This window comes from Acinetobacter sp. ABJ_C1_1 (assembly GCF_044684115.1).
GTDB lineage: Bacteria > Pseudomonadota > Gammaproteobacteria > Pseudomonadales > Moraxellaceae > Acinetobacter > Acinetobacter nosocomialis_A.
The window spans coordinates 22,129-35,592 of record NZ_JBITPU010000020.1 but is presented as its reverse complement, the minus strand read 5'-3'; the positions used below and the strand labels follow the sequence as shown (position 1 = coordinate 35,592).

The 13,464-nt window shown below is 39.3% G+C and carries 14 protein-coding genes; 6 read left to right on the top strand and 8 right to left on the bottom strand.

Features of this window, described 5'->3' with window-relative positions:
* Positions 1-25 precede the first annotated feature (25 nt).
* From recF to dnaA, 3 genes are all read right to left on the bottom strand, one after another.
* Positions 26-1,108, bottom strand: coding sequence for a DNA replication/repair protein RecF (gene recF / locus ACG59Z_RS17255; RefSeq protein ID WP_400200559.1), 1,083 nt, complete (start codon positions 1,106-1,108; stop codon positions 26-28).
* A gap of 14 nt (positions 1,109-1,122) precedes the next feature.
* Entirely contained in the window at positions 1,123-2,271 is a 1,149-nt protein-coding gene (gene dnaN, locus ACG59Z_RS17250; protein ID WP_263612616.1) for a DNA polymerase III subunit beta, read from the bottom strand.
* Between the two features lie 97 nt (positions 2,272-2,368).
* Positions 2,369-3,766, bottom strand: coding sequence for a chromosomal replication initiator protein DnaA (gene dnaA, locus ACG59Z_RS17245; RefSeq protein ID WP_263612617.1), 1,398 nt, complete (start codon positions 3,764-3,766; stop codon positions 2,369-2,371).
* A gap of 670 nt (positions 3,767-4,436) precedes the next feature.
* Between dnaA and rpmH the strand changes: the two genes are divergently transcribed.
* The 5 genes from rpmH (at position 4,437) to mnmE (ending at position 8,538) form a co-directional block, all read left to right on the top strand.
* Positions 4,437-4,571 (top strand): 50S ribosomal protein L34, encoded by a 135-nt coding sequence (rpmH, locus tag ACG59Z_RS17240; RefSeq protein ID WP_000831329.1) that lies wholly within the window; start codon positions 4,437-4,439, stop codon positions 4,569-4,571.
* 30 nt (positions 4,572-4,601) lie between these two features.
* A complete protein-coding gene (rnpA, locus tag ACG59Z_RS17235) occupies positions 4,602-4,994 on the top strand; it encodes a ribonuclease P protein component (protein ID WP_311070331.1) in 393 nt (130 codons plus the stop codon).
* Positions 4,995-5,004: 10 nt separating this feature from the next.
* Positions 5,005-5,325 (top strand): membrane protein insertion efficiency factor YidD, encoded by a 321-nt coding sequence (gene yidD / locus ACG59Z_RS17230; RefSeq protein WP_311087029.1) that lies wholly within the window; start codon positions 5,005-5,007, stop codon positions 5,323-5,325.
* Between the two features lie 5 nt (positions 5,326-5,330).
* On the top strand, positions 5,331-7,091 hold the full coding sequence (gene yidC / locus ACG59Z_RS17225) for a membrane protein insertase YidC (protein WP_311087028.1): 1,761 nt from the start codon (positions 5,331-5,333) through the stop codon (positions 7,089-7,091).
* Between the two features lie 91 nt (positions 7,092-7,182).
* A complete protein-coding gene (gene mnmE / locus ACG59Z_RS17220) occupies positions 7,183-8,538 on the top strand; it encodes a tRNA uridine-5-carboxymethylaminomethyl(34) synthesis GTPase MnmE (RefSeq protein WP_400200558.1) in 1,356 nt (451 codons plus the stop codon).
* Positions 8,539-8,583: 45 nt separating this feature from the next.
* On the opposite strand, the gene ACG59Z_RS17215 is transcribed toward mnmE, so the two are convergent.
* Positions 8,584-8,847: a metal/formaldehyde-sensitive transcriptional repressor gene (locus tag ACG59Z_RS17215; protein WP_400200557.1), complete on the bottom strand. Its 264-nt coding sequence runs from the start codon at positions 8,845-8,847 to the stop codon at positions 8,584-8,586.
* Between the two features lie 242 nt (positions 8,848-9,089).
* Between ACG59Z_RS17215 and ACG59Z_RS17210 the strand changes: the two genes are divergently transcribed.
* Positions 9,090-9,788, top strand: coding sequence for a DsbC family protein (locus ACG59Z_RS17210; RefSeq protein ID WP_400200556.1), 699 nt, complete (start codon positions 9,090-9,092; stop codon positions 9,786-9,788).
* 49 nt (positions 9,789-9,837) lie between these two features.
* Here the strand turns inward: ACG59Z_RS17210 and ACG59Z_RS17205 are convergent, their stop codons facing one another.
* From ACG59Z_RS17205 to ACG59Z_RS17190, 4 genes are all read right to left on the bottom strand, one after another.
* Complete coding sequence (locus tag ACG59Z_RS17205) at positions 9,838-10,089, bottom strand: GlsB/YeaQ/YmgE family stress response membrane protein (RefSeq protein ID WP_004884259.1); 252 nt, start codon at positions 10,087-10,089, stop codon at positions 9,838-9,840.
* Positions 10,090-10,261: 172 nt separating this feature from the next.
* Entirely contained in the window at positions 10,262-10,789 is a 528-nt protein-coding gene (gene hpt / locus ACG59Z_RS17200) for a hypoxanthine phosphoribosyltransferase (protein ID WP_002051884.1), read from the bottom strand.
* A 214-nt stretch (positions 10,790-11,003) separates the two neighbouring features.
* The gene (gene guaD, locus ACG59Z_RS17195; protein WP_400200555.1) at positions 11,004-12,329 is read right to left on the bottom strand and encodes a guanine deaminase; all 1,326 of its coding nucleotides are present in this window, start codon (positions 12,327-12,329) and stop codon (positions 11,004-11,006) included.
* 56 nt (positions 12,330-12,385) lie between these two features.
* Positions 12,386-13,441, bottom strand: a complete 1,056-nt coding sequence (locus ACG59Z_RS17190; protein ID WP_400200554.1) for a Rieske 2Fe-2S domain-containing protein — start codon at positions 13,439-13,441, stop codon at positions 12,386-12,388.
* Positions 13,442-13,464 lie beyond the last annotated feature (23 nt).

The following is a 13,464-nucleotide window of genomic DNA, read 5'->3' as shown; positions in this document are numbered from 1 at the left end:
TTCAAAGATGGGTAACATCAAAAAATTATGGTGAAGCAAGACTAACTTGACCGGATTCAACACTGAATAATTGATATGAAATAGACAGATCATGTAAATGTTTTTTTACCGATGCATGATCTAAAGTTGTCATAAAAACCTGGCTACCAAGTTGGCTTAATCGTTCAATTAAACGTTGTTGTGCGGTTAAGTCTAATTCTGCTGTCAGATCATCTAATAATACCACAGTTTCCTTATTACTCGCATGCAACATTGCAATTTGTGACAGTTTTAAGGCAATAATCAAGAGTTTTTTCTGACCTCTTGATAAAACATCATCTGCGTGTCCAAAAGGCGTTTTTAAGCGCAAATCAGCCCGATGTGGACCATACTCTGTATAACGTCTTTCAATGTCTTTTTGGTGCTGATTCAGCAAGTCTTGCATGAGCCCCTGCTCTGTATGAAAACCGGGGCTGTACTCCAGCTCAATCTCTAAATCAGGCAATAACTGACTTAAGTCATTTTGAAAATAAACGTTCCATTGCTCTACGATACTTAAACGCTGTGAGTGTAAAATTTCGCCATAATCACTCAACATTTTGTTCCACGGCTCTAAGTCAGCCAAAGAAAGATTGCGTCTTGTTTTGAGTAAGGTATTTCGCTGTTTTAAAGCTCGAGAGTAATATTGCCAAGCAAAATAAAACTCAGGTTCCACGTGGAACATTAGCCAATCTAAAAGCTGACGTCTTGGCTTAGCGCCATGGTCAATAATATCTATACTTTGTGGGTCAATATGCTGCAAAGGGAGCAATTTGGCGAGTTGACCTTGAGTCGCAACTGTATCGCCGTTGACTTTCATCAATTGCTCACCAGAAGCGAGTTTCTGCATACCGATTTTTTCAGTTGTTGACTGAGCAAACACAATCGCATCGTCAGCTTCATACTGAATATAATTTTTGGGAATATGCGTACGGAATGAACGACCAGTTGCAAGCAAATGAATCGCTTCTAAAATTGATGTTTTACCCGAACCGTTAGCGCCATAAAAAACATTAAACGGTTGCAAACCATGGAGTGCAACCGTTTTTAAATTACGCACGCGTTCTATATTTAAGCGCGTAAGATGCATAAAATTAAACCAGATTAAACACGCATCGGCATAACAACATAAGTCTGATCTGGATGAGCTGGATCTTGTACCAATACAGACTGGTTCGCTTCAGTCATGCTCATATTTACATCATCACCATCTAATACCCCCAACACATCAAGTAAATATTGAGCATTAAATGACATTTCTAATGGGGTATTTTGATATTGGATTGCTAAATCCTCAATCGCTTCATCTTGTTCAGGGTTATTTGCACGAAGCTGTAAAGAATCCTGATTAAAGTTTAAGAAAACACCTCGTAATTTTTCATTACTTAAAATTGCGACACGTTGTAATGATTGTTTAAATACATCATGACCAATTAAAACGTGTTTATCACCACCACGTGGAATTACACGGCGGTAATCAGGGAATTTTCCATCAATCAATTTTGTCGTAAAACGAACAGTAATATCACCTTGTTCTTTATCACGGCTTGGCGTATTGATCGTTACATTTAATAATTCACGACCAATAAGCAAAGTAAGTTGCTCATCTTCAATACTAAGTAGGCGTTGTAATTCACCAACAGCTTTACGCGGCACAATTGCTTGTACTAATTGAGATGAACTAGAAGAAGCTAAAATTTCACAAAGGGCTAGACGGTGACCATCTGTTGTGACTGCACGCAATTGATTTTCATCAATTTCTAATAACGTACCAGTTAAATAAAAACGTACATCTTGTACAGCCATCGCAAAAGCAGTTTTTTCAAATAAACGCTTTAATTCACGTTGAGTCACCTGTACTTGCGTACCTTGGCTATTCTCAGTATTTAACAACGGATAATCTTCTGCTGGTAAAGTACCTAGCACAAAACGGCTATTACCAGACTTTAAAATACATCTTTGATCTTCAGTAATTTGTAAGTCAATCAATGCCGCGGTAGGCAAAGATTTACAAATGTCCATCAATTTACGAGCAGGAACAGTCGTTTCACCTGCTTCGAGGCACGCCCCTTCTGATAAAGCAGTGCTCGCCACTAGTTCAACTTCTAAATCCGAACCAGTAATGGTGAGTGCTTGACCATTAGCCTGAATTTTGACGTTTGAAAGAATATTCAAGGTATGACGACGTTCTACCGCACCGACAACATGCGATAAAACATTGAGTAAACTTTCTTTAGCGATTTTCAAACGCACGATTCATTCCTCTAGCAACTTGGAGCAAACATTTCATTTTTTAGCTGTGTACTATGCTGCACTTATGGAGACTTTGCAACAACGTCTTATGATTTCATTAACTCTGAAGAAGACGTAGTAAATTCTTATAATCTTCGTCAAAGATAGGATCTTCTTCCCGTAAACTGACTACTTTTTCACAAGCATGCATCACGGTACTATGGTCTCGGCCACCAAAAGCCATGCCAATTTCCGGAAAACTATCACCAGTCAACTCACGGGCAAGCCCCATCGCCAATTGGCGTGGTCGAGCATAGATTCGTGTTCGTTTTGGACCTACGAGTTCTTTGAGTGGGATGCGGAAATATTCACTCACCACACGTTGTATATTTTCTACACTAATTGTACGCGCACGGATTGCTAATACATCTTTTAAAGACTCTCGCACAACATCAAGATCGATTGGCGCACCTTTAAAACGTGAAATTGCAACAACTTTATTTAACGCACCTTCAAGTTCACGTACGTTTGCTACCACTTGTTGTGCAATAAATAATGCGCAGTTCCTTGGCAAATCAACGCCACTATTTTCAGCTTTTTTAAGCAGAATTTCGATTCGTGTTTCAATATCTGGTGGTTCAACACCTACTGATAGCCCCCAAGAAAAACGAGAAACCAATCGAGGATCAAGCTCTGTTAATTCTTTAGGATAGCGATCAGAAGTTAAAATAATTTGTTTAGATTCATCTAGTAAGGCGTTAAATGTATAAAAGAATTCAACAAGGCTAGCTTCTTTACCAGCCAAAAGGTGAATATCATCAACTAATAACAAATCTAAAGAACGACAATTTTTCTTAAACTCTTCAACCTTTCCTTTTTGTAATGAACTCACAAAATCTTGTACAAAACTTTCTGAAGTCATATACATGACTCTCGCATTCGGCTTAGCTTGAAGTAAAGCATTACCAACTGCTTGCATTAAGTGAGTTTTACCAAGACCCGTTGGGCCATATAAAAACAAAGGGTTATGCTGAGAAGCACCTAATTGCGTTAATACTTTTCTACAAGTTTCCGCTGCCATTTGGTTAGAACGGCCTTCAACAAATAGTGAAAAAGTAAATTGTGGGTTTAATAGTTTCTTTTTTGAGGTTTTCGGGCTAACTGCAGTGTTGGCAACAGGTTCAGGTTCTCTTTTAACCTTAGTTGGTTGCGATACAGGCGTACTTTGTAAGGCAGCTGTAGTTGTTGCCGGTTGTTCATTAGAAGACAAAATACTACCAGGACGAGAATCGACCAAGATTTCTACCTGACGTACACGTCCTTCTGACAACTGTTCTGCCAATATAGAAATTAACTCTAAATGATTCTCTTGAATATAACGTGTCCAATAAGGGTTAGGAGCATATAGACGTAGTATGCCCTCCACTTCTTCAGCTACTAAAGGGCGAATCCACATCGCAAAGACGTTATCAGAGAGCTCTTGTCGCAAGCGAGTTAAGCAGTCTGTCCAAAGCATGTGTATCCCCTATGTCTGCGTTTTAAATTCAAATCATTTAAAGATTAACCCTTCCTGATAAGAAGGGGTCGCCATTCTACCCAAGTTATCCACATCTGTCATGACGAATTCGGTTGATTTTGCCTAAAAAGAAATCTCTTGTGAATAAATTTAAATTCAAAACCAATTGTGAATAACTTTTTGCACATCCTGTGGATAAATTATCACATAAACTTATCCACAATCCATAAAGATAATAAAAACAGAGTTATCAACAGTTCAAATATATGTTTTTTAAATTTAAAACTGTGAAATCCACAGAAAAAGTCCACGCTAATAAGAATAAATTTAAATTTTAAAATTTGAATTTATTTAATAGGGCTACTTCAAATTGTGGATAACTAAAAAATATGAATTTAAATTCAAATATACCAAAACAAAACTAATTTCACATCCAGGTTTGTTGATAAGTATGTAAATAAGAAGTGTATATCTTAAAAGTCATAATAAAAATAAACAATTACTTTGTGTATAACTTTTAAATGGTAAAAATTGACTTAATATAAAGAGAGGATGAATAAGTAAAAATTTGACTTAAATACAAAACTTTCTCTGTTTATCATTGACAGAGTAAACATTGCACAATAAAATCGCGGACCTTTATAGAAAGATCATTTTTGGGAGTTTCGATATGAAACGTACTTTCCAACCATCTGAATTAAAGCGTAAACGCGTTCATGGTTTCCGTGCTCGTATGGCAACTAAAGCTGGTCGTCAAGTATTAGCTCGTCGTCGTGCAAAAGGTCGTCATAGCTTAACTGTTTAATTACTGTTACGCTGACCAGACTTGGGTGTGATGGCACTTTACAGTTTTAGCACAGATCGTCGTGTGCGCTGTGCTGCAGATTATAAAAGTGTATTTGATGGTGCGCTTTTTAAAGTGCATCAACCCCATTTTTTATTTCTTGCAAAATTAACCGAACAGCCTAATAGCCGTTTGGGTATTGTCGTTGCTAAGAAAAAAGTGCGCCGTGCGCATGAAAGAAATCGAATAAAGCGTCTTGCTCGTGAGAGCTTTCGTCTAAATCAGCCGAAATTTGGGTTAGACATAGATGTTGTTGTAATGCCTAAAGTTGGTATTGAAACGATTACGAACGCTGAGCTATATCAACAATTAGATTTTGCTTGGCAAAAATTACAACGCTTGGCAAAAAAACATTCTAAAGTTGTCCCAACCTCGCAAAATTAAGAGATGACCAATGGTTCGTATTTTGCGTTGGTTCATTCGACTGTATCAAATTGCGATTAGTCCGCTTCTTGGACCCCGTTGTCGTTATATCCCAACTTGTTCCCAATATGCGATAGAAGCATTACAAACTCATGGTGCAATGAAAGGCGTTTGGCTATCTTCTAAACGTATTTGTCGATGTCATCCATGGGGAGGCTCCGGATATGATCCGGTACCGCCAAAAGCAATTCGTTTTATTTCGTTTCATCAAATAGATTCTCAAACGCATCATGTTGCTGTACCCTTTCGTGATCGTTTAATGAAGCAAAATCTCTCTAACCATTTGGGGTAATAGATATGCAACAATGGGCCAGGTTTGCAATTCTCGGGGCCATGTTTGTCACCGCATATTTGCTCATTTTGGCTTGGCAAAAAGATTATGGAAATGCTGCAACTGCACCGCAACAACAAGCGGCGGCTGTAAGTTCACATGAAATATCTGCTGATTTGCCAAATGCTAAAACTGCAACAGTGGCTTCCGATGTGCCACAAGCAAATATTACGCAGTCACAAACCACAGATGCGACAGCACCTGTGAATCAACAGCTTATTTCAGTACAAACTGACCTTTATCATCTTTGGATCAATCCAAAAGGTGGTGATATTGTTCGTATTGAATTACTCTCTCACGACAAAAGTAAAGACAGTAATCAACCATTTGTTATGCTTGAAAATGATGCCAAGCGTACATATGTTGCTCAGTCTGGCTTAATTGGTTTGAATGGACCAGATAGTAGTCGTGGTGGTCGTCCGTTATATGCGGTTGAAAAAACATCATATACTTTGGCTGATGCTAAGGGTGTACAGGATCAAAAGGGTCAGTCTGAAAAAGTTTTAAACGTGCCAATGGTATTTAAGACACCAGAAGGCGTTGAAATTATTAAAACTTTCACCTTTACCCAAGGTCAATACCCGATTGTTGTAAGTCATCAAGTCATTAACCGTAGCCAACAAAATTGGCAAGGTCAGATGTTTGGACAGTTAAAGCGTGATAACTCTGAGGATCCTGGTAAGTCTTCTCAAGGTATTTTCACTCTAGGAACTTTCTTAGGTGGTGCTTGGGGAACGCCTGATTCACATTATAACAAGCTTAAGTTTGCTAACTTCTCAGAAGAAAAAGTAAATGCTGATGCTAAAGGTGGATGGGTTGCAATGGTTCAGCACTACTTTGTAAGTGCTTGGATTCCTGGAAACCTTAAACTGACTCAAGCGAATGGTCAGCCTTATGTTGCTAAGCTTGAATCTCGTCAGTCTGCGGATCATATGAATATTATTGGCTTTACTTCGCCAGTAATTAATGTTCCAGCTGGCACTTCAATGGAAGTAGATGCGAAGCTTTATTCAGGTCCGAAAGTACAATCTGAATTAAAAGATTTGGCTGTAGGTTTGAACCAGACTGTTGATTATGGTTGGTTATGGCCAATTGCCAAGTTGTTGTTCTTAGGTCTTCAATTCTTCCATAGCATTGTAGGCAACTGGGGATGGTCAATCATCTTGCTTACCATTATGGTGAAGATGATTTTGTGGCCTTTATCTTCAAAAAGTTATCGTTCTATGGCGAAAATGCGTGTGATTGCACCAGAAATGCAACGCATGAAAGAAGAGTTCGGTGAAGACCGTATGCGCTTCTCGCAAGAAATGATGGCGCTTTATAAACGTGAACAAGTTAATCCACTATCAGGTTGTTTGCCGTTATTGCTACAAATGCCGATTTTCCTTGCCTTGTACTGGGTACTCATGGAAAGTGTGGAATTACGTCACGCACCATGGTTAGGCTGGATTCAAGACTTGTCTGCAATGGATCCATGGTTCATCTTGCCGTTAATTATGGGTGCGACAATGTTTGCTCAGCAAATGTTGAACCCGCAACCAGCTGATCCAATGCAAGCGAAAGTATTCCGCATTATGCCGATTATGTTCACGGTATTTATGTTGTTCTTCCCTGCAGGTCTCGTGTTGTACTGGATTGTGAACAACAGTATTACCATTTTACAGCAATGGTTTATTAACAAGAGTGTTGAGAAAAGTCGTCTAAACAAGACTGAATCAGCGTCTTAATCGTTGAACTTTTGCTGAATCAATCCGCTTAAGATGGTAATCTTAGGCGGATTTTTCTTTGGCTGTATTTTAGGTTTTTTAGGTGAATAATATGCAAAGTCAAACCACAATTGCTGCAATTGCAACGCCGCCAGGGCGTGGTGGAGTGGGCGTGATTCGCTTATCTGGACCTAAGGCCTATGAAATTGCTCAAAAGCTGACGCAAAAAAACTTGCCTGAAGCGCGTCTGGCGGGTTTTCGTAAGTTTTATGATGCTGATGGAAGCATCATGGATGAAGGGATTGTCTTGTGCTTTCCAAATCCGCATTCGTTTACTGGTGAAGATGTTGTCGAGCTACAGGGACATGGCGGTCCTGTCATTCAAAATGCTCTTCTTGGCCGTTTATTTGAGCTAGGTGCAATTGCTGCAAAAGCTGGTGAGTTCTCCATGCGAGCTTTTGAAAATGGCAAAATGGACTTGGTACAAGCTGAAGCGATTGCCGACTTGATTGATGCGACTTCGCAAGCTGCGGCGCGCTCTGCTGTTCGCTCTTTACAGGGCGCATTTTCAACAAAAATTAATACGGTTTTAGAAAAACTGATCCATTTACGATTACATGTTGAAGCTGCGATTGATTTTCCTGAAGAGGAAATCGATTTCTTAGCAGATGGTAAGATTTTAGCTTTACTGGAAGATGTCCAGCAGTCGGTACATGCGGTTCAAACTTCTGCACGACAAGGGCAACTCTTACGTGAAGGTTTGCAAGTTGTTATTGCGGGTAAACCGAATGCGGGTAAATCGAGCTTATTAAATGCGCTTGCTGGTGTAGAACGCGCTATTGTGACGGACATTGCTGGCACAACTCGCGATGTTTTGCATGAAAAAATTAGCTTAAATGGTCTGCCAATTACCTTAACAGACACCGCTGGTCTTCGTGAAACAGGTGATATCGTTGAAAAAGAAGGGATTCGTAGAGCAATTAAAGAAATTGAACAAGCTGATTTATTGTTGTTGGTTTACGATTTGAATCAAGGTGATGACCCATTACAACTCGCTCAAGAATATTTTGCTGAACATATTGAGCCACGACGTTTAATGTTAATTGGTAATAAATGCGACTTAACTGGACAGGTAGCTGAAATTACTGATTTTCAAGGGTTCCGTCATATTACCGTTTCGGCAAAACAAGAGATGGGCGTACAAGGCCTCGTAGATGCGATTACAGCGCATGCAGGTTTTCACCCTGAGGAAGATACGTTTATTGCAAGAACACGCCATTTAGACGCAATGAAGCGCACACAGCTCTATCTTTCAGAAGCACGTGAGCAACTTGTTGTATTTAACGCTGGTGAGCTTGTTGCCGAGTCATTACGCCTTGCTCAAAATGCTTTAGGTGAAATTACAGGCGACTTTAGCGCTGATGACCTACTCGGCAAAATCTTTGGTTCGTTCTGTATTGGAAAATAATAAAAAACTGGATGATGTAGAGAGCTATGTCATCCGGTACTTTTCTCAGCCGTATCTCTTTAAAACTTTTAAAAATTCATCTAACTCATTTTGATCGACTTCTGCACCCTGAAGTACATGGTGGTGTAGGTGTTGTTCCATCAATTCACTCATTAAACCGTTTAGTGCACCTTTTATGGCCGCAACTTGCTGCAAAATATCAATGCATGATGATTCTGGTTGTTCTATCGCATTTTCAATGCTGTTGATTTGCCCTTTTAGTCGCTTTACACGATTAAGAATTTTTTTATCCTGACCAATGTGACTCATCTGTTTTCTCTTAATAATTCAATATACTGGTAGGGAGTATATTTGGTTTGAATGTTATACACGCCCATAGTGTATCACGTCATCATCAAAATCAGGTTGAAGGACTTTCTAAAAGCGACTTATGTTCCACGTGAAACATAAGCATAATGATGTGGGAGTTTGGTTATAACTCGGTAATCAATTCTGTTTTCATGAGCTGAACTGATTAAAATGATCTCCTCTCCTACCAATGAGTCGGTTTTATGCTAAAAAAATTAGGAATATTGGCATTATTTAGCTTAACTACAAGTTTGAGTTTCGCTAATGTAGAAACTGTTCGGGAAAATATTAAAAAACAATATCCTAATTTGAAAATTAGCAATATTCAGAAAACAGAAATGCCAGGACTATATAGCGCCAATCTCGATCAACAAATTATTTATCTGGGTGAAGATGGTCAGCATATGTTGGTAGGTTCTATGATTCGCTTAAAGGACCAGAAGAATTTAACCAAAGATTTGGTTTTAGGACAAAACTCAATTGATTGGAAACAATTGCCTTTAAAAGATGCTATTAAAACAGTCAAAGGTAACGGTCAGCATGTTTTAGCGGTATTTTCTGACCCAAATTGTCCTTACTGTAAAAAGCTTGAACCTGAACTTGATAAACTTAAAGATGTAACAATTTACACGTTTATTTACCCTTTAAAACCTCAGTCTATTGTCGTTTCGAGACAAGTTTGGTGCGCACCGAACCAATCATACTCTTGGAAAAAACTGATTGAGCAAGGTGTAAAACCAACAGTTGCAAGTTGTGCAAACCCAATTGATCGTAACTTAGAGTTGGGTAAAAAATTAGGTTTTAATGCTACTCCTACCCTAGTTTTTGCAAATGGTTTTAAATTGATAGGTGCAAGATCTGCTGAAGAAATTCAGGAAGTTTGGAAAGAACTAGGTCTATAAATTATAAAAAAAGCACCTTAAGGTGCTTTTTTTATAAACGAATTAAAGTTTAGCTTTTTCGGACAATCAAGTTGTAAATGAAAAGAATAATGACTGCACCAATCACGGAAGCGATAAAGCCTGCAGCTGAGTTTTCGCCGTAAAGCCCAAGCAAACGACCACCATAAGTAGCTAGAAGTGAACCTGCAATACCAATCAAAGTCGTAACGATGAAACCCGCTTTATCATCACCTGGATGCAAAGCACGAGCAATTAAGCCAGCGAAGAAACCAACCACAATAGCAACAATAAGTGACCACATATTTGTTCTCCAGTTGTTTTTTTGATGAAGTTAATGATTTTGCTTCATATTCTATCGTGCGACAGAGCTGTCTGTTTTGTCTGTAGCAGATTGCGACTTTTTGTGTCTTTTTTGTTCAAAGCTAAAACGTTATATAAAAAAATAGCACCTTATGGTGCTATTTTTATGAAATTTATAGGCCAATTTCACCAATAAAAGGCAGATGACGATATTTTTGATCGTAATCTAAGCCATAGCCCACAATGAATCTGTCTTCTACTTCAAAACCTAAAAATTTAACTTCAAGATCAATTTCACGGCGAGACGGTTTGCTTACTAATGTGCATAGCTGAATTGAATTTGGCTCGCGAGTTTGCAACATTTCCACAACTTTGCTTAAGGTGTTGCCTGAGTCGATAATGTCTTCAACCACAAGCACATCTTTACCGCGAATTTCACCGTCAAGATCTTTCAAGATTTTAACATCTCGACTTGAAGTGGTACCACCGCCGTAGCTAGACACAGTCATGAAGTCGAGTTCGTGTGGTTTGGTAATGGTACGGCATAAGTCTGCCATGAAAATAACAGAACCACGAAGTAGACCAATCAGAACCAATTCTTTGTCACTATTTGCATAGTGAGAATTGATTTGCTCGCCGAGCTCTTTGACTTTTGCTTGAATTTCTTCGGTTGAAATCATGATGCTCATTGCAACAGTCATGGCAGATTCCTACAAGATATAAAAGAAAAAATAAAAAAGGTGTTGACCTGCAACACCTCGAAAAACTGAGTTAATGGTAAAATTTTAAAGCAAAATGACGTTTCATGCACCCTTTGATGGCTGTGAAATTTTATCATTTTGCGGAATATGTCGATCACGCTTTAATGCAAGAGCACATATTCCAAATAATAACAAAAACTTAACAATGCCTTTTTTATTTGGCTGTTTCTTTTTGATAAGCAAGGTTTCCATAAATATAAGTCGCCTCAATATTACGGTCATCACCTAAAGTGAATAATGCAAACAGTGAATCTTCAACAGATTTAGATTTAGACTGGCGAAGTTCCTGTAATGCAGTTGGCTTAAGATTCAATACAACAAAATCTGCTTCTTTACCGATGTTAAAATTGCCTAACTGGTCTTGCAAATCAAGTGCTTTTGCTCCGCCTAGCGTGGCATGATAAAGAGCTTCATAAGCTGAGAGTTTATCGCCTTGTAATTGCTGAACCTTATAAGCTTCATTAACGGTTTGCAGTAAGCTGAATGATGTACCCGCGCCGATGTCTGTACCCAAACCTACTTTGACTTGTTTTTCCCATGTTTTTTTCAATGGGAATAAACCACTACCTAAGAACAAGTTTGAAGTCGGACAAAATGCGATAGCCGATTGCGTATCATGCATACATTGCCATTCTTGATCTTCCAAGTGAACGCAATGTGCAAAAACAGAACGCTTACCAGTTAGGCCATAATGCTGATAAACATCTAAATAGCCCGCTTGTTCCGGAAATAAAGATTTCACCCAAGCGATTTCATCTTTATTTTCACTTAAATGCGTATGGACATAAACATCCGGAAATTCTTGTTTTAACTGCCCTGCTCTTTCTAATTGTTCAGGTGTAGAAGTAGGTGCAAAACGTGGAGTAATCGCATAGAGAGCACGGCCCTTACCATGCCATTTTTCAATGAGTGCTTTGGTGTCGCTGTAAGCCGTTTCTGGTGTGTCACACAGCGCTTCAGGGGCGTTGCGGTCCATAAGTACCTTGCCGGCAATCAAACGCATCTGAACGCGTTCTGCGGCTTCAAATAAAGCATCAACAGACTCGGGATGAACTGTACAGAAAACGAGGGCTGTAGTTGTACCGTGTTTTAAGAGTTCCTGAACAAAGAACTGGGCAATTTCACTTGCGTATGCTTTGTCCTGAAATTGGATTTCGGTTGGGAAAGTATAAGTATTGAGCCAACTTAGAAGTTGTTCGCCGTAAGCTCCTACCATTTCGGTTTGTGGAAAGTGGATATGGGTATCAATAAAGCCAGGTACAATCAATTGTTCTGGGTAATGTTGAACCTCGACCCCAGTAGGAAGATGCTGTTGAGCTTCTTCCCATGCACCAAACCATTTGATTTTTCCATGTTCACTAATCAATACACCATCTTCTAAATAACGCACTTGATTTGGAATATCAGTTGGCTCAGAGACAGTTTGTTGAATATCTAAAAAACGACCACGCACAACGGTGGTATTTGCGATCAATGACATGGAAAGCCTTTATATTTTCACTTTTTTCGATTGATTGTACCCCACTTAGCCAAGATTTAAACGGTATAACGTTTACTTAGTCCCCATTCTGCCAAAATCCGTCGATAAGTCGTTGATGAACGGTCTGCTTCAAAATGTGCTTCCATCATTAAATCAAGCGGCAGGTCTTCTGGCTTTTGTGATTCGACTATCTCTTGGTCTTCAGCAAAAATTTGTGCATTGAATGCATATACCTTTTCTAAATCGCCAGTTTGGTCAAAGTTACGGGTGAGTGGAACAAATAAACGGGTCTTATTGCTTGAAATAGGACAACAGGCATTTAAAATTTTTAAAACCCCACCTTCTGGAAAATCGACCGTAAGTACAGCTGAAAAAGGTGGATAGACCTCAAAGGTACGCTTCCATAAAAAGCCTTCTGGTTCGAGATGTTTTAGCTCGTGTGGATAGTTACTGACATTGCTGATATAGACTGTTTTTAAGCCGTAGGCGGTCCGTTCAGTGTGGTACTTAGGGACAACGGGATTATCGCGACTGGCGAAGGCGTTGTGATGCACCCATGCAAAATGAGCGACATCGATAAATCCTTCGAGTTGACGTCCGCTAGAACCGCCAATATCGACAAAAGGCGGTAAAATTGATTGATGCTCTGCATGGTCCCAAGTATCTAATACAGGAATATTGGCTTGAGTAACCTCACGACCATGAATACTGGTCCAAATCAGACCATATCGTTCAACAACAGGAAATTTGGTCAGTGAAAAACGATCAGAAATTTTAGTCAGTTCGGGCTGAGCTGGTATTTGGGTACATTTCCCTTCGCTGTTATAGCGTAGACCATGATAAGGACAGACAATCTCCTCACCATCCACCCAACCTTTGGTTAATGGCACCCCACGATGTGGGCAAATGTCTCGAACCAGATGAATTTCGCCACTTTCTGTTTTATACAGGGCCATGTTGACGTCTAATAGCGTGACGCGTTGAGGCGCTGTAGAGACATCTTGAATACGCGCAACCGGATACCAGTGAGTAGATAAAATTTCCCAATCTTTTGCTTCAAAACTGCTGTTACACGGCATGGCAAGTGGCGTTAAAGTTGGAATAGCATTCATGGCATCACTCCTTAAAAAAATCA